Origin of the sequence: Glutamicibacter sp. 363 (assembly GCF_052379505.1) — a bacterium.
GTDB lineage: Bacteria > Actinomycetota > Actinomycetes > Actinomycetales > Micrococcaceae > Glutamicibacter.
Genome location: NZ_JBQSYR010000008.1, coordinates 85,637 through 106,662 on the forward strand (window position 1 = coordinate 85,637; position 21,026 = coordinate 106,662).

18 protein-coding genes and 1 pseudogene are annotated in these 21,026 nt (G+C 60.7%); 9 read left to right on the top strand and 10 right to left on the bottom strand.

Translation table 11 applies throughout. The annotated features are described in order from the left end of the window. Positions 1-5: 5 nt before the first annotated feature. Entirely contained in the window at positions 6-647 is a 642-nt protein-coding gene (locus ACT3UA_RS06555; RefSeq protein WP_105569603.1) for an ABC transporter permease, read from the bottom strand. A gap of 216 nt (positions 648-863) precedes the next feature. On the opposite strand from ACT3UA_RS06555, the gene ACT3UA_RS06560 reads away from it, so the two are divergent. Together ACT3UA_RS06560 and ACT3UA_RS06565 are read left to right on the top strand one after the other, a co-directional pair. After that, entirely contained in the window at positions 864-1,715 is an 852-nt protein-coding gene (locus ACT3UA_RS06560) for a fumarylacetoacetate hydrolase family protein (protein WP_444615717.1), read from the top strand. Between the two features lie 180 nt (positions 1,716-1,895). Further along, positions 1,896-3,410: an alanine/glycine:cation symporter family protein gene (locus ACT3UA_RS06565; protein ID WP_096283199.1), complete on the top strand. Its 1,515-nt coding sequence runs from the start codon at positions 1,896-1,898 to the stop codon at positions 3,408-3,410. 150 nt (positions 3,411-3,560) lie between these two features. On the opposite strand, the gene ACT3UA_RS06570 is transcribed toward ACT3UA_RS06565, so the two are convergent. After that, positions 3,561-4,406: an HpcH/HpaI aldolase/citrate lyase family protein gene (locus ACT3UA_RS06570; RefSeq protein WP_096283200.1), complete on the bottom strand. Its 846-nt coding sequence runs from the start codon at positions 4,404-4,406 to the stop codon at positions 3,561-3,563. A gap of 225 nt (positions 4,407-4,631) precedes the next feature. Here ACT3UA_RS06570 and ACT3UA_RS06575 point away from each other — a divergent pair, with 225 nt between their 5' ends. Continuing rightward, positions 4,632-6,080 carry an amino acid permease gene (locus ACT3UA_RS06575; RefSeq protein WP_096283211.1) on the top strand — a complete coding sequence of 483 codons (1,449 nt, stop codon included), beginning with the start codon at positions 4,632-4,634 and terminating at the stop codon, positions 6,078-6,080. Here ACT3UA_RS06575 and ACT3UA_RS06580 read toward each other — a convergent pair. Then, entirely contained in the window at positions 6,077-6,496 is a 420-nt protein-coding gene (locus tag ACT3UA_RS06580) for a DUF4262 domain-containing protein (RefSeq protein WP_096283201.1), read from the bottom strand. The two genes, ACT3UA_RS06575 and ACT3UA_RS06580, sit on opposite strands and share 4 nt — an antisense overlap. Before the next feature lie 124 nt (positions 6,497-6,620). Between ACT3UA_RS06580 and ACT3UA_RS06585 the strand changes: the two genes are divergently transcribed. Both ACT3UA_RS06585 and ACT3UA_RS06590 read left to right on the top strand, forming a co-directional pair. Continuing rightward, a complete protein-coding gene (locus ACT3UA_RS06585; RefSeq protein WP_141393439.1) occupies positions 6,621-6,842 on the top strand; it encodes a hypothetical protein in 222 nt (73 codons plus the stop codon). 280 nt (positions 6,843-7,122) lie between these two features. Then, positions 7,123-7,473, top strand: a complete 351-nt coding sequence (locus tag ACT3UA_RS06590; protein ID WP_141393440.1) for a hypothetical protein — start codon at positions 7,123-7,125, stop codon at positions 7,471-7,473. 469 nt (positions 7,474-7,942) lie between these two features. Here ACT3UA_RS06590 and ACT3UA_RS06595 read toward each other — a convergent pair whose 3' ends face one another. Next, positions 7,943-9,118, bottom strand: coding sequence for an NAD(P)-dependent malic enzyme (locus ACT3UA_RS06595; protein ID WP_096286807.1), 1,176 nt, complete (start codon positions 9,116-9,118; stop codon positions 7,943-7,945). Positions 9,119-9,498: 380 nt separating this feature from the next. Between ACT3UA_RS06595 and ACT3UA_RS06600 the strand changes: the two genes are divergently transcribed. Both ACT3UA_RS06600 and ACT3UA_RS06605 read left to right on the top strand, forming a co-directional pair. Next, positions 9,499-9,900, top strand: coding sequence for a helix-turn-helix domain-containing protein (locus ACT3UA_RS06600; protein ID WP_096286809.1), 402 nt, complete (start codon positions 9,499-9,501; stop codon positions 9,898-9,900). A gap of 147 nt (positions 9,901-10,047) precedes the next feature. Further along, positions 10,048-11,295 (top strand): aminotransferase-like domain-containing protein, encoded by a 1,248-nt coding sequence (locus tag ACT3UA_RS06605; RefSeq protein ID WP_096286811.1) that lies wholly within the window; start codon positions 10,048-10,050, stop codon positions 11,293-11,295. Positions 11,296-11,314: 19 nt separating this feature from the next. Here ACT3UA_RS06605 and ACT3UA_RS06610 read toward each other — a convergent pair whose 3' ends face one another. After that, positions 11,315-12,229, bottom strand: coding sequence for a LysR family transcriptional regulator (locus tag ACT3UA_RS06610; protein ID WP_096286814.1), 915 nt, complete (start codon positions 12,227-12,229; stop codon positions 11,315-11,317). 71 nt (positions 12,230-12,300) lie between these two features. Here ACT3UA_RS06610 and ACT3UA_RS06615 point away from each other — a divergent pair, with 71 nt between their 5' ends. Next, positions 12,301-13,362, top strand: a complete 1,062-nt coding sequence (locus ACT3UA_RS06615; protein WP_255248450.1) for a YeiH family protein — start codon at positions 12,301-12,303, stop codon at positions 13,360-13,362. A 129-nt stretch (positions 13,363-13,491) separates the two neighbouring features. On the opposite strand, the gene ACT3UA_RS06620 is transcribed toward ACT3UA_RS06615, so the two are convergent. The 3 genes from ACT3UA_RS06620 to ACT3UA_RS06630 are packed head-to-tail and all read right to left on the bottom strand — an operon-like array spanning position 13,492 to position 17,030. Next, on the bottom strand, positions 13,492-14,262 hold the full coding sequence (locus ACT3UA_RS06620) for an IclR family transcriptional regulator domain-containing protein (protein ID WP_096286920.1): 771 nt from the start codon (positions 14,260-14,262) through the stop codon (positions 13,492-13,494). A 45-nt stretch (positions 14,263-14,307) separates the two neighbouring features. Then, positions 14,308-16,158, bottom strand: coding sequence for a bifunctional sugar phosphate isomerase/epimerase/4-hydroxyphenylpyruvate dioxygenase family protein (locus ACT3UA_RS06625; protein ID WP_096286818.1), 1,851 nt, complete (start codon positions 16,156-16,158; stop codon positions 14,308-14,310). After that, the gene (locus ACT3UA_RS06630) at positions 16,158-17,030 is read right to left on the bottom strand and encodes a shikimate dehydrogenase (RefSeq protein ID WP_096286820.1); all 873 of its coding nucleotides are present in this window, start codon (positions 17,028-17,030) and stop codon (positions 16,158-16,160) included. The genes ACT3UA_RS06625 and ACT3UA_RS06630 overlap by 1 nt, the downstream gene beginning before the upstream one ends. Before the next feature lie 158 nt (positions 17,031-17,188). Here ACT3UA_RS06630 and ACT3UA_RS06635 point away from each other — a divergent pair, with 158 nt between their 5' ends. Then, the gene (locus ACT3UA_RS06635) at positions 17,189-18,529 is read left to right on the top strand and encodes an MFS transporter (RefSeq protein WP_096286822.1); all 1,341 of its coding nucleotides are present in this window, start codon (positions 17,189-17,191) and stop codon (positions 18,527-18,529) included. Between the two features lie 172 nt (positions 18,530-18,701). Here ACT3UA_RS06635 and ACT3UA_RS06640 read toward each other — a convergent pair. Then, positions 18,702-19,481 (bottom strand): annotated as a pseudogene (locus ACT3UA_RS06640) (3-hydroxybutyrate dehydrogenase). A gap of 230 nt (positions 19,482-19,711) precedes the next feature. Then, on the bottom strand, positions 19,712-20,917 hold the full coding sequence (locus ACT3UA_RS06645) for an ABC transporter substrate-binding protein (protein WP_255248451.1): 1,206 nt from the start codon (positions 20,915-20,917) through the stop codon (positions 19,712-19,714). Between the last annotated feature and the right edge of the window lie 109 nt (positions 20,918-21,026).

The following is a 21,026-nucleotide window of genomic DNA, read 5'->3' on the forward strand; positions in this document are numbered from 1 at the left end:
TATTTTCAGACACGGATACCTCGCGGGGTAGTCAGTCGGCCAATGCCGAGCAAGATCAAATCAAGAATGAGCGCCAGAATGACGACCCCGACCACGCCGGTGATGACGGATTCAAGGGAGTTTGCGCCACCTAGACGGGAAAGGCCGGAGAAGATGTAGCCGCCGAGTCCTGGGCCCAGCGCGTAGGACACCACTGCCGCCACGCCCATCACCATCTGCGCCGAGATGCGGACCCCGGTGAGGATCACCGGCCAGGCCATAGGCAGTTCAACGGAGATCAGCGTTTTCATGCGGCTCATCCCGATGCCCTTCGCCGATTCGACGACGGTGGGCTCGATGTTGTTCAGCCCCACAATGGCATTGCGCAGGATCGGTAGGGCGGCGAAGAATGTCACCACGATCACCGCCGGCAAGACGCCGAAGCCGAAAGGCACAATCAGCAGACCGATCAGTGCGAAAGACGGGATGGTCAGCCCGATGGCGCTGATTCCGTTGGCCACTCCGGATAAAGATTTACTGCGATACACCAATACGGCGATCAGCACGGCAATGATCGTCGCCAGGACTAGGCACTGGGCTACCAACCACAAATGCTGCCAAGAGGCGAATAGAATTTGGCGATATCGCTCGCCGAAAAAGTCACCCACATTAAGACCCGCTTCACTTTAGTTTCGTTTCAACCACTGACTTGGAGGAGGTTCCTCGCCTCAGCTTTTCTCCCAAGTTTACGTGGAGCTGCGCCACTGCCTTGGTATCATTTTGATAAACCTTTGCTTGACTTGGCTGAATATGAGTGTCGTTTTGGCCTATTTAGCCCCCTCAGCAGGCTAGCCAAGACGGTGCGGATGTAGTGAGATAGGAACATGAAACTAGCTACCGTGCGACTGACCACCGAACCGGGCCTGACGACAGCGGCCGTCATCGAAGAGGGCCGTCTTTACTATCTGGAAAATCTCGCCAACGTTCAAAAATTCTTGCGCCTCGATAATGCAACGCAGCAAGAAGTCGTCGCCCGGGCATTGGTAGGCGATTCGATCGCCGAAGGCGAGGCAGACTATGCCGCACTGATCCCAACCCCCGCCAAGGTGTACTGCATTGGGCTGAACTACCGCAACCACATCGCCGAGGTGGGAGCGGAAGAACCTGAGTTCCCCACGGTCTTCGCGAAGTTCGCCTCCACACTCTGCGGAGCAAATGACACCGTCGAAATTCCTGCCGAAGATTACCGGATGGACTATGAGGGTGAGCTGGCCATCGTCATCGGCAGACCCGGACGCCGGATCTCGATCGAAGACGCGGAGAATCATATCGCCGGCTACGCGGTCTCCAACGATGTCTCCATGCGCGGCTTCCAGGGACGAACCACCGAATGGCTGCAGGGCAAGGCCTGGGATAAGTCGACTCCGGTGGGTCCATGGTTGGTCACCTCCGAAGAGTTCACCCCGGGAGCCAAAATCACCACGAAGGTCAATGGCGCGGTAGTCCAGGAAGACTCGACCGATGATCTGGTGTTCTCCGCGGCCGAGCTCGTCTCCTACCTGTCGGTGATCAACGAGTTGCACCCCGGGGACCTAATCCTCACCGGCACCCCGGCAGGCGTTGCCTTGGGACGCCGCGACGAACATGGGCGACGCCCATGGCTCAAGGCCGGTGACATCTTGGAAACGAGCATCGAGGGGCTCGGCACCTCGGCGGTCAAGTTCACCTCAGCCTAGGACTTTCTGGCTTCCAGTTTCCCGAGCCGCATCCACCGGCTCGGGGAACCGCCTCAACCTCGCTTGCGACACGAATCAGTGTTTGTGACTTGACTCTCACCATCACGTAGGATGACTGGGAATGTCACCTACGATGGCAGTCATCATCGCTTCTCACTCGCATCGAAGGATCTAGAACTCATGGACTCATTGGGAACGCTCTTCGGAGATATCTCCTCGGTCATTTGGGGACCGTTTGTCCTCATCCCGTTGCTCTTGGGCACCGGTCTCTACCTCACCATTCGCCTCGGCGGATTGCAGTTCATCAAACTCATCCCGGCGCTCAGGCTAGGAATTTTCAGGCGCAAGGACCCGGGCGCCGATGGCGACGTCTCGCAGTTCCAGGCGCTCACCACCGCACTGGCAGCCACAGTCGGTACGGGCAACATCGTCGGCGTTGCCACGGCCATCGGCATCGGTGGCCCCGGTGCGTTGTTCTGGATGTGGGTCACCGGCCTGCTCGGCATGGCTTCGAAGTACACCGAAGCCTACTTGGGTGTCCGATTCCGCGGCACCGACACGGCTGGTGAAAAGTCCGGCGGTCCGCAGAACTACCTGGAACGCGGCATCAAGGGGCCATTCGGCAAGTTCCTGGCGCTCTTCTTCGCAGTTGCGGCGACCCTAGCCAGCTTCGGCATCGGAAATATGACCCAGGGCAACTCGATTGCAGCCAACTTGGAGAACTCCTTCAACGTGATCCCATGGGTCACCGGCGTGGTTCTCACAATCCTGTCGATCGCAGTTCTGGTCGGCGGCATCAAGTCCATCGGCAGGGTCACCGCGGCATTCGTTCCGGTCATGATCGTGTTCTACGTGGCCGCAGCGATCTTCATCTTGATCTCCAACGTCAGCGGCATCCCAGCTGCCTTCGGCCAGATCTTCACCGACGCCTTCACCGGCTCTTCGGCGGTCGGCGGATTCGTCGGTTCGGCCATCATCATCGCCATCCAGTTCGGTGTGGCTCGCGGCATCTTCTCCAACGAATCCGGCATGGGCTCGGCAGCAATCGCCGCAGCCGCGGCGCAGACCACGCACCCGGTTCGCCAGGGCCTGGTTTCCATGACCCAGACCTTTATCGACACGATCATCGTGGTCACCTGCACCGGCCTGGTCATCATCACCACCGGCACCTGGAAGCTGATCGATGAGGCAACCGGCGAACAAATCGCCGCCTCGCTGATGACCGGTGAAGCATTCACCAACGGCCTGCCGGGCGAATGGGGCCACTGGATCGTGACCCTCGGCTTGGTCATGTTCGCCTTCTCCACCATCTTGGGCTGGTGCTACTACGGTGAGCGCAACATCGAGCGCCTCATCGGCCGCAAGGGCGTCATGCCATTCCGCGTGATCTTCTCGCTGGTCGTCTACGTGGGCTGCACCACCGAGCTGACCGCCGTCTGGAACTTCTCCGATATGATGAACGGCCTCATGGCGCTGCCAAACCTCATCGGCCTGCTGATCCTCTCCGGCATGGTGGCCCGCGAAACCCGCTGGTACCTGAAGAATGACCCGAAGCTGGAAGCCAACAAGGACCAGATCGAGGACTTCATGGCTCATCGCCCAGGCTGGGCCGAGTGGAAGGCCGGCAACGTGGTTGGCTCCTCGCACCATCGCGGAGCACACGAAGTTCAGGATGGTCCGGAGCCCCGGCGCTAGGCAACCGCACCGCGCACTACGAGGACTGCCGCCGCATCGGCCCGAAAGGGCCAATGCGGCGGCAGTCTTTTTTAGCTGCTCAACGCATACGCAAATGGCTGGCCCCACCGTTGCGGGACCAGCCAAATGCGTTTGATCAGTAGGTGGAGACTATGCGTTCCACAGGCCGTAGGAGTCGGCCAGGTCCGCGATCTTCTGTGCGCGAGCCAGTCGCGGCAGGTAGGAGCCATCGCCCACCGAGGCACCGGCCGCGTGGGCTTCGAGCAGTTCCATGGCCCAAGACAGCTCGTCTTCGCTTGGGGCCAGCGCGGCATTGATGCCATCGACATGATCCGGGGACAGCGAGAGTTTTCCGGTCATGCCCATCGATGCGGTCACCAGGGTATCTTCAGTGACCTTCGCGGCGTCCGCACCGGCAGGTGGCGGGCCGTCGATTGCACCGGGCAGCTTACCCACACGGGAGGCAATGACCAGCTTTCCTCGGGCATAAGCCAAGGCAAGCGGATCATCGGAAACGCCGGTGTCCTTGCGGAAATCGTTCACGCCGAAGGCCAGTCGGAAGGTGCCCGGAGCCGAGGCAATGTTCGTGGCGTTTTCGATGCCTACGGCCGTTTCGATCAGCGCGAGCACCGGTGTGCCTGCGCGCAGGCGCATCGCGGTGTAGGTGACCTGCTCGGGTTTTTCGGTCATGGCCAGCATGACACCTCGTAGGCCTGGAGTTTCCGCGAGAGCAGCTAGATCATCGGCCCAGAAGTCCGTGTCGGTGCCGTTCACGCGCACCCAGGCGGTCATGCCGTTGGATAGAGCGCGCACCACGTTGTCGCGGGCAAAGGCTTTTTTGTCGTCCGGAACGGCTGCTTCCATGTCGAAAATTACCGAGTCCGCTTCGCAAGCTAGGCCGGGTCCGAAGTCTTCTTCTTTGGCGGCGTTAACCAGAAGCCACGAACGGGATAATTTTGCTGGGAGAGCCGCAGCGCGACGATTTCGGAAAGCCATAAATACAAGCCTACTCACTTTTTTGGCCGGCCTTCCACCGACACTCATCCGCAAGTATTACTTGCAACACCGCCCAAATATGACGCCGAATATCACTTGCTGTGGTCAGACCAATTAACCTTTTCCCTGCGGGCTATTTTCAGTCCCCCAAATACGTTCCTCTCTGCACGGGAGAGCAGCTCACGAAAGAAGCACCGCGTGGCACAGCAGCCGACGAAACTCACCATGAACGAAAACGGCGAGACGCTCGAACGCGGTCTTTCAAGCCGCCACATTCAACTACTGGCCATCAGCGGCGCGATCGGCACAGGGCTTTTCATGGGGTCGGGGAAAACTATCTCCGCAGCGGGGCCCTCGGTCATCTTTGTCTATATGATCATTGGATTCATGCTGTTCTTCGTCATGCGCGCCATGGGCGAGATCCTGCTGAGCAATCTGGAATATAAGACCTTTTCTGACTTCGCCGGGGACCTGCTCGGGCCTTGGACGGCGTTCTTCACCGGATGGACCTACTGGTTCTGCTGGGTGGCGACCGGGATCGCCGATGTGGTCGCGATCGCACAATACATAGCCTTCTGGTGGTCTGATCTGCCGCTGTGGATCCCTGCGCTCATCTGCATTCTGCTGCTCGTGGGACTGAACTTGCCCAGCGTGAAGGCCTTTGGCGAAACCGAATTCTGGTTCTCGCTGGTCAAGATCATCGCGATTCTGGCGTTGATCGTTGTGGGGCTTGTCATGATTGTTACAGGCTTTACCTCCTCGACTGGCGACACCGCATCATTTACGCACCTGTGGTCGCATGGCGGGATGTTCCCACACGGAACCATGGGTTTTGTTGCAGGATTTCAGATTGCGGTCTTCGCTTTCGTCGGAATCGAACTCGTGGGAACCGCCGCAGCGGAAACCAAGGATCCGGAAATCAACCTCCCACGGGCCATCAATTCGATCCCGCTGCGTGTCATCCTGTTTTACGTCGGTGCCTTGGCCGTGCTGATGTCGGTCACCCCATGGACAAGGTTCTCCGCCGAGGCCTCCCCCTTCGTGGGGATGTTCGCCCTCGCAGGCCTAGCCGGGGCCGCTGGCGTGGTGAATTTCGTGGTGCTCACCGCTGCCGCGTCCAGCGCGAATTCAGGGATCTATTCCACGTCCCGCATGGTGTATTCACTAGCGAAGGCAGGAGACGCACCGAAGCGCTTCGGCAGTCTTTCCAAATCCCAGGTTCCACGCAATGCATTGCTTTTCTCGTGCGTGTTCTTATTGGCCGCAGTCGTATTGCTCTATGCAGGTGATTCCATCGCGCAGGCGTTCACGCTGGTCACCACCGTTTCTGCGCTGTGTTTCATGTTCGTCTGGTCGATCATCCTGTTCAGCTATTTAGCCTTCCGAAAGCGTCGGCCACAGCTTCATGACCGGTCGAACTTCAAGGTGCCCGGAGGGTTGGGCGCGCCCTACATGGTGCTGGCCTTTTTCGCTTTCGTCCTCTGGGCCTTGACCACTCAAGCCGACACCCTCATGGCGCTCCTAGCCACGCCGTTATGGTTCCTCGCAGTCGGAGTCTTCTATGTGAAGATGCGACGCTCTCAGGAACACCAGAAATTGCGCGCCGCACACGCAGAAAAGGTCGCCGAAGAGAACCTGCTCGCCGATGGATACAGGGCTGCGAACTCCCGTTAGTTTGATGAGGGTCGAGCCCACCATGGCATGCTGGAGCCGGCACCCTCGCTTCCTCTCCGGGCGGCCTCGGCCAACATTTCAGGTGGCGGCGGCCAGGAATCGATGATGCGAATTTCCAATGCCGTCATCGCGGAACCGTACCGCGCAGCGGCTTCCAACAGGTGCCTGCCAGCGTCGGGCATGCGCATAAAATAGAGCAGCTGCTGCCCGAGGTAGTGCGCAGTGTGCTGGTGCCCGAAGATCTCACCGGTTTTAATGACCCGATGGGCCAATGGATTCAGCAGCCCGCAGGTTGTCGCCATATCCAAACCTCGCACCAAGAATTCCGGGTGTCCGTGTGCGGTCAGTCCAACGGTGTAACCAAAGGTCTTAGTGGGGTCGGGGTTTTCGATGAATTGCACCGCATTGCCATACATGCGAATCGTATTCGTGATTTACAGTTCGACCTCTTCATTTGAAAATCCATCACATTGCAGGCACATGACTAGTCTCCCTGGGCTTCGTCCTATTGACACCTCAAGTGTTGATCCGAAGCCGAGCTTGGCAATCACAAACACGAAATTTGTGGATAACTTCGGCTCCATCGCCGAACAGCTTTCGACCGCCAGCATCCCGCTTCGAATTCGAGTGCACCGTTCACTGGCTAAGCGGCTGATCCCAAGCACAACTACCGGCTACGCGAACCACAGCGGCGGCTGGCCGGCATCTCCCTGGCGCTGCATATGTGCCGGGGCGGCCAGCGCACCTCGCTTCGCACCATGATCAAGTAGTCCCTCTCCGAGAAAAGCAGCGAATCACGTGTCCGGCATACGCACCAAGCGAGTATTTTTCCGTCTAGCTTAGGGCCTAGCAATTCATTGCGTATTCGCGGGCACCTTGTGGCACTGCCCGCCTGTCACGTGCTGAGTGGAAGTTGGGAAACGCGTAGGGAATTCCTGCGCCACGCCTCGAGGCAGGCGCTCCGAGCTTCGCCAACCGGCACGCAGAGGCCAGGGGCCTTCGGTCCACGGCCACCAACTCGCTACCGATACAGGAGTGAACAATGAAACGATTACTCGCAGTGGCCGCAGTGACCGCACTTTCCGCACTAGGCGCGGTCGCACCGGCCAGCGCGGCCCCGCCGGCTGGCGCGGCCCCGCCGGCTGGCGCAGTATGCCCAAGTTGGGACACCGGGCATATCAACGGTTCCGGCGGCGCAACGACAACCATCATGGCCCCCGAGGGCATGGTCATCACCGCCGTCTGCGTCAAGGCAGGTTCTGTGAAACAAGGTGCCGGCCCCGAAATCACCAACTACGACCCGGGAGTGGCCAGCCTGACCATCTGGCATTCCACAGGCAAGGACATTTCCCACTATTCGGTGATGTACTCGGACGGTGGTCCGATCAGCTAGCGTGAGCATCTATATCCGATCCGCTGGTTCCCACAGACTCGGTGCGCGGGAACGAGTTTCCGTTGCCGTGCAAGAAACTCCTGAACGGTTTCGTGCCGAGAAGGAGCACTCATTGGATGCGCATCGTTGGCGCATCTCCCGAGTCCGGTTGGCCAACCTCGATGACCCACAGGATGCTGCGCATGCCGCCTCCGGCTCGTTTTCGGGCCTCCAGTCACCGTTTGGTTCGGCTTTACGTAGTCTCCCGGTGCCAGCAGCGAATCCGAACAGGCCTAGTCTTTCGAACAAGGGGTCTCTCCCGCCGATGGAACAAGCCACCTATGGGTGAGCTAGATGGTGTCCATCCTCAAGGGCTGCTCCTGGCGCGGGATTCACCACGATCCGACCAGCGATAACTAGCCTTAATCGACGCAGCGCACCTGCTCTCGCCTTTTCGGTCTGAGCAGGTGCGCCGCGTTGAACAGCTGGCTTACTGCGCGTTCTTCGCTTCCGCGGCCACTGCGGCGGCAACGGCCGGCATTACACGGTCATCGATCGCCGAAGGAACGATGTAATCTGCGGCCAGGTCCTCGCCGACCAGATCGGCGATCGCGTGAGCCGCGGCTACCTTCATCGCCTCGGTGATCTTCTTTGCGCCCGAATCCAAGGCACCACGGAAAATCCCGGGGAAGGCCAGCACATTGTTGATCTGGTTCGGGAAGTCGCTGCGTCCGGTGGCCACCACGGCCGCGTAGCGCTTGGCGACCTCCGGCATGATCTCCGGGGTTGGGTTCGACAGGGCGAAGATGATGGCGTTCTCGTTCATCTTGGCCACCGCGGCCTCATCAAACTGCGAGGAGGACAGCCCGACTACAACGTCGGCTCCGTCCAATGCCTCGGCGAGGCCGCCCATGATGTCTTCACGGTTGGTGCGTGCCGCCAGTTCCGCCTTGACCGAGTTCAGGTCATCGCGGTCACGGTGGATGGTGCCGCGCGAATCGAGCACGATCACATCATCGACACCTGCCTGCAGCAACAGGTTGGTAACCGCGACACCGGCCGACCCGGCCCCCGAAACTACAACCTTCAGCGAGCTGATTTCGCGCTTGGTCTGGCGAGCAGCACCGATCAGGGCCGCCAGCACCACCACAGCGGTGCCGTGCTGGTCATCGTGCATGACCGGGCAATCCAGGGCTTCGATCAGACGCTTTTCAATTTCGAAGCAGCGTGGCGCCGAAATGTCTTCGAGGTTGACCGCGCCGAAGCTTGGGCGAAGGCGAATCACGGTTTCGACGATTTCATCTACGTCGGTGGTGTTCAGCACCAGTGGGATCGAATCCAAGCCGCCGAATTCCTTGAACAATGCGCTCTTGCCTTCCATTACTGGAAGCGATGCGGCGGCACCGATATCGCCGAGGCCGAGGACGGCGGTGCCGTCCGAAACAACGGCGACCATGCGTGAGGCCCAGGTATGGGTGGTGTGCTTGGCTGGGTCATCGGCAATCGCCTGGGAAACCTTGGCTACGCCCGGGGTATAGGCAATGGAAAGATCGCGCTTCGAATTCAGCGGCATCTTCGACTGGACGGTGAGCTTGCCGCCGAGATGGGCGTTGAAGATCTCTTCGTCGGTGATGGTCTTTAGGTCTTTGCTGGCTTCAATAGACATTGAAATACTCTACTTTCAAGAAAGTTCTGAATGACGAAAACGCAGTACCCACGAAACTTGTGGCATAGCGTAGGAACGCGCATGACCATTCATCCGACCGCAAAGGAACCCGAACCAACGCATTTAAGGTGGACATCAGGCTTCCATATACACAATTCCCGCGGCGTCGTTGCCAGGTAAGGCGAAACGCTCCGTCGCGGTGTGCCGAATGATGGTTGGTCAGTACTTTCTTTAGACCTACGTTTTCCACCATACGGGAACCGTTGAACGTGGCACAACCCCCGTTCGTCGCATTCGGTTAATATTCGCCCGAAGTTCCAGCGACCCAGTCCTTTACCGAAATCTATGCATCTTGACGTTTCCTCGGGCAAGATGAATACATGGCATCACCTACTTCCGCCCTTGGCCGGGTTCGCACCTTTGAAGCGCTGGATGAGAAAACTACGCAGCGGCTGCATCGCGCCCTAGCGGAGTCCAGCGACACCACGGTCTTCGTCAATGGCACGGCACTGCAGCTACCCAAGGACGCCCATGACGCGCTGCTTGAGGTGCTTAGTCGATTCGCGGCAGGTGAGGCCGTCAGTATCGGGACCACCGAGTTATTGCTCAACACCTCGCAGGCCGCGCAGATGGCCGGAATCTCGAATTCCTATCTACGCAAATTGGCTGATTCGGGCATTATTCCGGTGGAGTATCGCGGAACGCACCGTCGCATTCGACCTAGCGCCGTCCAAGCTTGGCTGGATCAGCGCCCGGCAGCGGGGTCCGAAAACAAGGAATAGCGCCAAAGATAAGGCACCGCTTCTTGTCATCTGGTAAATTTCCTGCTGGAATACCAAAGTAGTCTAATAGAAAACTTTGCCCGCAAGCCATCGCATGCGGGATTGTTCTTCCCGTTATCCACGGGCAGACGCCGGTCGAGGAGGACCATGTCAACGAATCAGTCAGTCGACGCACTGCGCACGACGCACGAAACGCTCTTCTCCGAGAGGGCTGCCGGGATCAAGCAGTCCGCGGTACGTGACGTCTTCGAGCTGTCGTTGGATCCTTCGCTGGTTTCGCTAGCCGGCGGCAACCCTTACCTCCAGGTGCTGCCGCTTGAAAAGATTGGCGAAATCTCCAAGCGGATCATCACCGAACAGGGCCATGTCGCATTGCAGTACGGCTCGGGACTGGGCACTCCAGAATTGCGGTCGCAGATTCTAGAAGTCATGGAAGCCGAGGGAATTGCCAACGTTTCGGTGGAAGACGTTGTCATCACCAACGGTTCGCAGTCGGCGCAGGATATGGCCTGCAAGGTCTTCTGCAACCCCGGCGACACGGTACTGTGCGAAGACCCCACCTATGTGGGAGCGCTGAACACCTTTGAGGCCTATCAGGTGAAGGCAGCCCCGGTGCTCACCGACGAAAACGGATTGGTTCCGGACGCGCTACGGACGAAGATCCAAGAATTGCGCGCTGCCGGCGAAAAGATCAAATTCCTCTACACCATCCCGAACTTCAACAACCCTTCTGGCATCACCTTGGCGGCCGAGAGGCGCCCGGAAATCGTGGACATCTGCCGCGAAGAAGGCGTGCTGATCCTTGAAGACAATCCTTACGGGATGCTGCGCTATGAAGGCGAAGCCGCCCCAACCCTGCGCAGCCTGGATGAGCAGAACGTCATTTATATGGGCTCCTTCTCCAAGATCCTCTCCCCCGGGCTGCGCATCGGCTGGGCCGCGGTACCAACCCACCTGTTCCGCCGTTTCTACCTGGCTGGCGAGGCGGTGGCGCTGTGCCCGCCAACACTCAATCAGATGATCATCAGCGCCTATCTCGAAGAACATGACTGGCGCGGGCAGATCCAGACTTACAACGAGCTCTACCGTTCGCGGCGCGATGCAATGCTCGAAGCCCTGGCCAAATATCTTCCGGCGGGAATCACCCATACGCACCCCGAGGGCGGGTTCTTCATCTGGCTGACCCTTCCGGCCGGGATCGATACCTATGAGCTGTTGCAGGAAGGCGTGAAAGCCGGCGTAATCTTCATTCCCGGTGCCGCGTTTAGCTCCTCGGAATCGGCGCACCACAAGCTACGCTTGGCGTTCTGCGCAGTGGATGAACAGACGATCACCGAGGGCGTGCGTCGTCTGTCGGCACTGCTGGAAACCGAGATTTCGAAGCTGCAGAAGTAGCTCTGGATCCGCCGGGACGCTAGGCGCTGGCGATGTCCAGCAAGGCTTGCTCCGTGGGGCTCAGCGAGTGGCTACGTACCCATATCGCACGAAATTCACGGAGCAAGCTCGGCCCGTCGAAGGGGATCTCGACCAGATTTCCAAGTCTCAGCTGACTATCGACGGCGAGCTGGCTCAGTACCGCCGGCCCCATGCCCGCGGCCACGCACTGGCAGATCGTTGAGTTGCTGTTAAACTCAGCGATCGGTTCGGGACGTTCAACGTGGGCGATATAGTCCAGAAACGCCCGCGTACCAGAGCCATCCTCGCGTTCGATCAGCGGCGTGCTCTGCAGCTCATGGAGACCGAGTGGCGTTGTGCGTTGCGCCCATGGGTGCGATGGCGCGGTGACGACCACCATTTCATCGCTCCATACCTTGTGATAGCGCAGAGACCGCGGAACTTCTGGTGTCTCGACAAAGCCGAAGTTCATTTCTCCGTTTTGAACCGCCAAGATGACATCTTGCGAGTTCATGATCCGCATCCGCGGCTTGACCTTTGAAAACTTCCGGTGCAGCGTGCCGATCCACGTTGGCGCGAGGTATTCGGCCACGGTCATGCTGGCGCCGAATGCGAGCTCGGATTCTCCCGGCGTGGCGAGCGTGCGGGCTCCGGCAGCCAGGTTTTCCAGCGAGATGAGCACCTCACGGGCCCACTGCACCGTGAGCACGCCCTCGGCTGTCAGCGTTGAGCCGGTAGTTTTTCGAATGACCAGCGGATAGCCCAGGCGGCGCTCGAGTGTTTTCAGCGCCCGTGTGGCGTTGGGCTGCGCAATCCCGGTAGCCCGCGCCCCGGCGCTGAGGCTGCCGTGATCCGCGATGCCTACCAGCAAGGTCAGCGATGAGATCTGGATCCATTGGGCGATATCCTGCATGACATTCGAATGCTGATCCATATCATGATCATATGCCCGTGATAGCGAATCAAGGAATACCGGCCGCAAGGCTCGCGTGAGAAGTTGAATATATGCCAAAGAACAGTCAGGCCCCAGGGATGAATGCGCAGCAACCTGCCACAGGCTCCTCCCCACAGTCATCGGGGGCAAGCAAACTCCGGATGGTGCTCCCTGGGCTCGCGGTCTGCCTCGCCGCCGGCTTGCTGTGCATATTCCTCAGCCAATTCCTCAGCGGGCTCAGCGCTCTCTTGCTGGCGATCATCCTCGGCGCGGTATGGCGCAATGTCGCACCGGTACCGCAGGTGCTGGATCCGGGCGTAGGCATCGCCTCAAAACAACTCCTGCGATTGGGTATCGTGCTGCTGGGTTTGCAGCTCTCGCTCGGGACGATTCTCGGCCTGGGCCCGGGAGTCCTGCTGGTAGTTTTCCTCTCCGTCTCCGTCACCTTTGCGCTGACACTGTGGGTTGGCGGGAAGATGGGCATGGATCTACCGCAACGCCTGCTGATCGCCACCGGTTTTTCAATTTGCGGCGCTGCTGCCGTTGCGGCGGCCGAGAACGTGACACGGGCCAAGCAGGCTCAAGTGGCCACCGCAATTGGCTTGGTCGTGCTTTTCGGAACGCTGATGATTCCTGCCATGCCACTGCTCGGAACCGTGCTGGGTCTGGACGATCGCAGCACCGGAATGCTAATCGGCGCTTCAACGCATGAGGTAGCCCAGGTTGTAGCCGCGGGCGGTTCGGTGAGTGCCGCGGCCCTAGCGGTGGCAGTGACCGTAAAGCTCGCACGCGTTGCCCTGCTGGCTCCGATCATCGCCGGGCTCGGCATTTACATGCGCCGCAGGCACTCGGTGGAAAGCGGCAAGAATCCTCCGCTCGTGCCACTGTTCGTCCTGGGATTTATCGCTGCCATGCTGTTGCGCACCACCGGGCTGATCCCAGATTCCGTCCTCGCGATTGCGCAGAGCGTACAGACGCTGCTGCTCGCAGCCGCGATGTTTGCGCTCGGCCTTGGTGTGCACCTTCGCAGCATCGTGAAATCCGGTGGCCAAGCCTTGCTCCTGGGCTTGGTCGGCACGCTGATCATCGTCTGTGTTGCTGCTGGTGGAACCGTACTCTACCCGCCCGCATAGGCCCGCGGTCCGTCCCGCTGCCCCGGGCAGATCGCATTGGGCTTCCAGCGCGGCTACGGATGCCCATTGCCCATTGCCCATTGCCCATTGCCCAGAATATTTGCCGACGGCTGATGCCAGTGAACGTGGCTAGTCCACCCGGCCTCCGAAGTCGCCTGCAATATCCTTCGCCGTCCGATATAAGGCCGGGAGCATGGATTCGGAAATCTTTGCCGCGTCGGCACGGCCCGACTGCACCGACACGTTCAGCGCTCCGAGCAGCTGATTCCCGCGGCGCACCGGCACCGCCAGCCCACGCAGCCCTTCGTCAAGTTCCTGGTTGACCAGCGACCAGCCCTGCTCGGCTACTCGATCCAGCTCCGCACGCAACTCCTCCAGGCTGCCCACCGTATGCTCGGTGTAGGAGCGCAGTTCAATGCCCTGCAAGAAATCTTCGCGTTCTCCGGCGGTCAGGTTCGCGATCAGCACGCGACCCATCGAGGTGGCCCAGGCCGGGAGCCGGTTCCCAATCGAGACGTTCATCTGATGCAGGCGCGGAGCCGAGACCCGCTCCACGTACAAGATGTCTTGGCCTTCGAGGACGCATAGGGAGGTGGTTTCATCCAGCTCGCGTGCCAATCGCTGCAGGTGCGAAATCGCGGCCCGCGGCAAGGTGAGGCTCGAAAGGTAGGAGGCCCCGACATCCAGAACTCGTGGAGTCTGCCGGTAGGTATTCCCAACGACCGCGAGATATCCCAGGTCAGCGAGGGTGAGCAGGAACCTGCGGGCAGAGGCACGCGTCTGATCGGTAGCCGCTGCCACCTGGGAGACCGTCAGGGCCGAACTTTCGCCTTTGAATGCAAGAAGCACCGCCAAGGTCTTCTCTGCTGACTTAACATAATAGTCAGGCTGCTCCGCCACGATAGGGGTCCCCATTTTCACTCGGTTATCTTGCCGCCCACATGCCTAGTGCCGGTCGAAACGGTTGTGTTCGAATTGCGCTGCGAGGCGAACCGGGGCGTTAGGAGCCCCATAGCCATCGTAGCCGTCACGGCGTTCCAGCACCTCGAAGAACATGTTGCCGACCGTGGCCGTGTAGAAATGCAGGAATTCTCCGTGCTCATCCCTGTCGTACAGCAGGTTCAGTTCCTTCAGCGTGGCCAGCGACCGCTCATCAATGCTGAAGCGAGCGGCTAGATCCTCATAGTAATTGGCCGGGACTTGCAGGAATTCCATGCCGGCCCGCTGTGCCCGGCGCGCCAAGACCACCACGTCATCGGTATGCAAGGCAACGTGCTCGGGGTATTCATGGTGGCTTTCGATCGCCGCTTCGAGCCCCTTGGGCACAATATTCAGTGCCAGGCGCACGCAGCCATCGTCGGTGCGCAGCACCTGGGAGCGGACCAGGCCCATGGGGCTCGGCACCTCGGTTCCAGGCCGTGCCTGCAAATTCAGCACGCTGGTGTAGAACAGCACCGATTCGTCAAAAGCCTGCCACGGCTGGGCGAGGTTTATATGATCGATCCCGGTGATACCGCCGTGCTGCGCTTCCTCCGGTGAGTGGCGGTGCGCGCCGAATTCGGTTTCCCATATGCTTGTCCCGGAAACCGATCCGAAGAACACTTCGGTGGCATCCGGGGCCCTGAAGCCCGCGAGCTCCTGTTCGTCGCTGGTGTGGTGCCGCAGCACCGGCTTGGCCAGCAAGTCGGTTGCGCGCGCACGCCCGGCGTCCGGGTCCGGGACCTGCACGCCGAGGCCGGATACGGTTGCGGTCACGCCGCGGCTGCGTTGCGAGTTGACGATGATCCTTGCGTTTCCGGCGCGCCAGAGCTGCACCGGCTTGCGCCGATGCTGGCCGAGGAACGCGAACCCCAGTTGGGCGAGCATTCCGGCGATCAGTTCCGGGTCTTCGGTGCGGATCTCGGCGAAGTCGAATCCGATGGCTTGCTGGACTCCGGGCAGTGCATCAAGTTCCAGCGGGTAGTCCTGCGCAGTAGCGCCGAGCAGTGCGGCCGTGCGGGCCTGCAGCCAGATCAGCGAACGCAGCCCGTCCACGGCCGTCCGCTCGACATTCGATTGCCTGAACACATCATTGAAGATTTCGAGGGAAACAATTCCGGAGTACCCCGAACGCACCAGGTGGCCCAGGAACGCATCCAGCTCGAAGCCGCCCTCACCGGGGAACACGCGGTAGTGGCGGGACCAGGACAAGATATCCATGGTCAGCACCGGGGCGTCCGCAAGCTGGACGAAGAAGATCTTCTCCCCCGGGATCTGGGCGATCTGCGCCGGATCGTCCCCGCGGGAAAGAATATGGAAACTGTCGATGCACAGTCCCACATTTTCGCGGTCCACCAGCTTCACGATCTCCCACGAATGCTGGTAGGTGTCCACATATTTGCCCCAGGCCAGCGCCTCGTAGGCGATGCGCACCCCGTAGCGTGCGGCCACATCCGCCAACCGGCGAATCTGCTCGGCAAACAGTCCGTCATCATCGATGGTCGCCGTTCCCACGTTCGAGCAGAGCAGCATGAGATCCATGCCCAACCGTTGCATGAGCTCGAACTTCGCTTCGGCGCGGCGCAGATTTGCCAGCAGCAGCTCTTCTTCCACGCCTTCGAAGTCACGGAAGGGCTGGAACAGATCCAGGGTCAGGCCCAACCGGTGGGCAAGCGCCTTGACCTCCTCGGGAGACATCGGGCTGACGGTGAGATCCTGCTCGAAGATCTCGATTCCGTCAAAACCTGCCTTGGCGCAGGCAAGCATCTTTTCTTCCAGCGTGCCCGAGAGGCACACCGTGGCGATCGAGGTGCGCATTAGAATCCCGCATCCAGCATCTCTAGCAGGTGGGCGCGCATCCGTGCCGCGTCTGGGGTCAGCCCGGTGATGATGCCAAAGGCGTCCACCGCCTGGCCAACGGCCATATGTCCGCCGTCCAGCACCTCGCAGCCGAGGTCGCGGGCCGCGGTGATCAGTTCGGTATCCACCGGACGATAGACGCAGTCGGCAACCCAATGCCGGGAGCGGAGCCCGGAAATATCAAGTGGCAGCCCCGGGTGGTGATGCATTCCGATGGGACTGGCGTTGAGCAGCCCATCGACCTGTGCCAGTAGCGCCGGCGCCTCTTCGGCGCTGGCCGGAGTGATGCTGGCCTGCGGGAAGTGGAGGGCCAGTTCCTTGGCTCGTTCGCTGGCCCGGGAGATATCCGGATCGACCAGGAATAGTTCTTTGACTCCCGCGTCGAGCAGGGCGAAAGCGACGGCCGCGCCGGCACCTCCGGCACCGAGCTGCAGCACCTTGTCCAGCTTGGCCCCGGGAAGCCCGGTGTTCAGCGCCCAGCCGAACCCGGAGGCATCGGTGTTGTAGCCGTGGAATTTTCCGTCCTTGATGAGCACCGTGTTGACCGCGCCGATGGCCTGGGCATTTTCACTGATTTCATCCAGCTGCCCGATGACCAGCTGTTTGCATGGGTGGGTAATGTTGAAGGCGTTGAATCCCAGCTCGGCACCGGACTTCAACAGCTGGCCGACGTCTTCGGCGGGCCGGCCAAGCACCGTCAGGTCGATCGGCCGGTACAGGTAGCGCACCGCGTGGGCGTCTGCTTCTCGTTCGTGCATGGGCGGGGTCAGCGAGGGCAGGACGCCGTCACCTATGAGTCCGACTAAAAATGACTGAGCAAGAGTACTCACCGAATTACCCAACTTTCCGTCATGCTTGACGCAGATATTGCCTCAGCTGTGATTTGCATCTACCCTATATCAACGTACACATTCCGTACAACTGTACGGATAGCGCACACTGTTTTTGATTTCAGCGTTCGCCCTTCAGCAAACAAAGGAGTTTTCCGATGCCATCCACACGTGAACCGTCGGCGTCCGAGGTGCCCGGCACCGGGAAACGCACCCCCGTCAAGGCGGCCGTTGCCAGTTTCATGGGAAGCGCAGTTGAATACTACGACTTCTTCATCTTCGGCTCCGCCGCCGCACTGATCTTCCCGCACATCTTCTTCCCCGACGCGGATGCCAATGCCTCGGTGATGTCGCTGGCCACCTTCGGCTTCGCCTACATCGCCCGGCCGATTGGCGCGGTCGTCCTCGGCCACTTCGGGGACCGCATCGGACGCCAGAAGGTGCTGATGTTCACGCTGGTGCTCATGGGCGCTTCGACCTTCGCGATCGGCTGCCTGCCAACCTTCGACCAAGTCGGTTGGCTCTCCCCCATCCTGCTGGTCCTCGCCCGACTTTGCCAGGGCCTCTCGGCGGCCGGAGAGCAGGCCGGAGCCTCCTCGATGACGCTGGAGCATGCACCCGATCGCCGACGCAGCTTCTTCACTTCCTGGACCCTGACCGGCACCCAGGGCGGACAGATCCTCGCGGCCCTGATCTTCATTCCCGTGGTGGCACTGCCCGATGACATCAAGTACGGCATCGGCTGGCGCATCCCGTTCTGGCTCTCCGCGGTAGTTGTCCTGGTCACTTTCTTCATCCGCCGCTCGCTGCACGAGACCCCGGAATTCGAAGAGGCGAAGAAGAACAACAACATTGCAAAGCTGCCGCTGGCGGTCCTGCTGAAGTTCCACTGGAAAGACGTCTTGCGCGTGGTGCTGTGCGCGTTCATCGCCGCGGTATCCACCGTGTACGGGACCCTGGCCATCTCCTACGGCAAGAACATCGGCAATATCGATGCCTCGATCACGCTGTGGCTGGTGGTTGCCGGCAATATCGGCGCGCTGCTCACCCAGCCGCTGTTCGGCATGCTGGCCGATGCCATTGGCCGCAAGCCGGTGTTCATCTACGGTGCGCTCGCCTCGGCGGCAGCCATGCCGTTCTACCTGCGCAGCATGGAAACCGACAACACGGTGCTGCAGTTCGTGCTGTCCCTGGTGGTCTTCTCCTGCGCCTACTCCGCGGCCAACGCGGTCTGGCCAAGCTTCTATGCCGAGATGTTCTCCTCCAAGGTGCGCTTCTCCGGCCTGGCCATCGGCACCCAGCTCGGCTTCCTCATGGCCGGCTTCGCACCGTCCATCGTGGCGGCCATGGGCGGCCTGGAACCTGGCGGCTGGGTCAAGATCAGCCTCTTCACCGCGGGAATCGCGCTCATCGCGGCGATCTCGGCGCTGACCGCCAAGGAAACCTACCGGGTGCCAACCGCGCAGCTGGGTACCACTGCCGAGCTCGTGCGAAAGTAGCACTCGCCAGGCAGCAAGTAAGCGAGGCTCGGCTCCCCGGAGAACGGGAGCAAGGCCTCGCTTTTTGCTGTGTTCAGCCACAAATCAGAACACTTCGGATTCGCCGCCGCAGCGGTGCGTCCCGACCGCGTAGTGGGCCAGCCATCGTTTCGAGCACGGCGGCTGGCGGCACTCACCGGGCGCTCCACCCGCCGTCCATGGCATAGGAGGTGCCGGGGACCATCCCCGCCTCATCCTGGGCCAGCCAGGACACCAAGGATGCCACCTCCTAGGGCTCCACCAGCCGCTTAACCGCCGCTTCGGTGAGCATGATCTTCTCCACCACCTCGGACGGGGCGATGCCATGGAGCTGGGCCTGATCCTGGATCTGCTTCTCCACCAGGGCGGTGCGCACGTAGCCGGGGTTGACGCAGTTGCTCGTCACCCCATGCTCGGCCCCCTCCAACGCGGTGACCTTGGATAGTCCTTCCAACCCGTGCTTGGCCGACACATAGGCGCTCTTGAATGCGCTGGCTCGAATGCCGTGCACGCTGGAGACGTTGATGATGCGCCCAAAACCGCGTGCATACATTCCGGGCAACGCCGCACGGATGAGCAGGAAAGGCGATTCGAGCATCAGCCGGTGAATAAGCCGCCAGGCCTCGGGATCATACTCGTGGATCGGCGCAACGCGTTGCACCCCGGCATTATTGATCAGAATGTCGGTATCCAAGCTGAGCTCTTCCAGCGTCTTCGTATCAGCCAAATCAACCGCCCAGGCCTTGCCGCCCAGCTCCTGTGCCGCCGCGCTGGCTGCCTGCTCGTTCAGATCCGCGACGGTGACAACTGCACCTTGGGCGCCCAGCCTTCTGGCACAGGCCAGCCCGATTCCCGAAGCACCCCCGGTGACCAATGCGGTACGTCCGGACAATCCGCCGCGCACCCGCCCGTGCTTCGTCTTTGTTTCGGTCATCTGGCTCAACCCTCCACGGTCGGTTGTGCGTTGAGTGACTCCAACGCATGGACAATAAATTCGCTTTTTCTTCAATCACCTCATCGGGGACCTCGGGACCGCGCTACTTGCTCAACTGGTAACACTCCTTCCGCGATGTCCATGCCGTGGCTACGGAGTGCTTCGGGAGAACCGAATTCAACCCGCCGGATGGTCTGATTCCGAGCAGGCTGCTGCGTGGCTCACGAAGACTAGTTGACGATCTCGGGCGGGGCGATGTCCTCGCCCGGCACGGTCTCCACCACTTCCGGTATCCATTTCTCGCCCTCCCTGGCCAAGGACACCCGGTACATGTTCTGCACCAGTCCATGATCCGAGGCACGCACGGTGGTTTCGCCCTGAGGTCCTTCGAAGCGCCAGCCCTCCAAGGCGGTGACCATCTGCTCCACGTCGTTGCCGCCTTCGCCCACGGCCCGGGCAATCATCTGCCCTGCCACAAATCCATCCGGGGAGAACTGACCGACTTCCTTGCCCGCATCCTCAATAGAGGAGATCATCTCTTTTTCGACGTCGGTGCCTGCAGCGCCCGGGAAGTAGTGGCTGAAGAAGGAAATCTTCTCGCCCGCGCCACCGTAGGCACCATAGGTTGCTGCCTCGCCCAGCCCGGTGACGATGGGAGCAATGTCGAAGGCGCCCTGCCGGTCCAATGCCTGCCACATAGAATCTGAGGATGCTCCGGCCCAGGCCGCGTAGATGAGGTCGGGTTTGGCATCCACCAGCTGCCGGGCGAAGGCTGCGAAATCGGTGACGTCTTCGGGCACGAGAAGGTTGCTGACGTTGGCGCCCTGCAGTCCAAGGGCTGCTTCTGCCGCTGCGAGATGTCCCTGCCCGAACGTGTTGTCCTGGGCGAAAACGGTGATCTGCTTGCCGTTCAAGTCATTTAGGAAGGCGCCGGCGGTGGCCGCGTCCTGCATGGACTGGCCTCCGGAGCGGAAGGTGTATTTGTTGGCGCCGGAGATGGCATCCGAGACGGCCGGGCCGGAAATGTAGAGGACCTTGTCCCGGGCTGCCAGGTCGGCAAGTGTCAGGGCGATATCCGAAGAGGCGGTTCCGGCCAGAATCTTGTAGTCCTCGCCGATTAGCTCTCCGGCCACCGCGGCTGCCTGGTCCGGGTCGCCGCCGTCGTCGTGATAGGTGATGTTCAGTTCGAAGTTCCCCAGCTGGCCCGTACCATCGGTGGCGTAGTCGAGTCCCGCTTGCAGGCCTTCGTAGTAGGCGTCTCCCTCGGCAGCAAGCGGGCCGGTCTTGGAGTAGATGATCCCAACGTTCACCGAGTCTTCGACTGCTCCCGACTCACCCCCGTCGGTGTTCCCGGTTTCCGCGGTGGGCGCGCAGGCCGTCAAGGCCAGTGCCCCGCCGAGGGACAGCGCAGCCAAAACCTTGCCGGTTCGATTCACGAGTGACGCCTTTCCTCGTGGGGCGCCGCTAATAGCAGCTGGCCCCGAAGCCAGATTGTGCGGTGCGCGTTTGCACCAAACCCGAACCGCGATTCTGGTTACAATCCCA

What these genes read in the sequence shown, in the direction of transcription:
- ACT3UA_RS06635 (WP_096286822.1), top strand. Translation starts at nt 17,189, where the DNA reads ATGCCATCCACACGTGAACCGTCGGCGTCCGAGGTGCCCGGCACCGGG.
- ACT3UA_RS06610 (WP_096286814.1), bottom strand. Translation starts at nt 12,229, where the DNA reads ATGGATCAGCATTCGAATGTCATGCAGGATATCGCCCAATGGATCCAG.
- ACT3UA_RS06605 (WP_096286811.1), top strand. Translation starts at nt 10,048, where the DNA reads ATGTCAACGAATCAGTCAGTCGACGCACTGCGCACGACGCACGAAACG.
- ACT3UA_RS06595 (WP_096286807.1), bottom strand. Translation starts at nt 9,118, where the DNA reads ATGTCTATTGAAGCCAGCAAAGACCTAAAGACCATCACCGACGAAGAG.
- ACT3UA_RS06580 (WP_096283201.1), bottom strand. Translation starts at nt 6,496, where the DNA reads ATGTATGGCAATGCGGTGCAATTCATCGAAAACCCCGACCCCACTAAG.
- ACT3UA_RS06560 (WP_444615717.1), top strand. Translation starts at nt 864, where the DNA reads ATGAAACTAGCTACCGTGCGACTGACCACCGAACCGGGCCTGACGACA.
- ACT3UA_RS06625 (WP_096286818.1), bottom strand. Translation starts at nt 16,158, where the DNA reads ATGCGCACCTCGATCGCCACGGTGTGCCTCTCGGGCACGCTGGAAGAA.
- ACT3UA_RS06575 (WP_096283211.1), top strand. Translation starts at nt 4,632, where the DNA reads ATGAACGAAAACGGCGAGACGCTCGAACGCGGTCTTTCAAGCCGCCAC.
- ACT3UA_RS06565 (WP_096283199.1), top strand. Translation starts at nt 1,896, where the DNA reads ATGGACTCATTGGGAACGCTCTTCGGAGATATCTCCTCGGTCATTTGG.
- ACT3UA_RS06600 (WP_096286809.1), top strand. Translation starts at nt 9,499, where the DNA reads ATGGCATCACCTACTTCCGCCCTTGGCCGGGTTCGCACCTTTGAAGCG.
- ACT3UA_RS06615 (WP_255248450.1), top strand. Translation starts at nt 12,301, where the DNA reads ATGCCAAAGAACAGTCAGGCCCCAGGGATGAATGCGCAGCAACCTGCC.
- ACT3UA_RS06570 (WP_096283200.1), bottom strand. Translation starts at nt 4,406, where the DNA reads ATGGCTTTCCGAAATCGTCGCGCTGCGGCTCTCCCAGCAAAATTATCC.
- ACT3UA_RS06590 (WP_141393440.1), top strand. Translation starts at nt 7,123, where the DNA reads ATGAAACGATTACTCGCAGTGGCCGCAGTGACCGCACTTTCCGCACTA.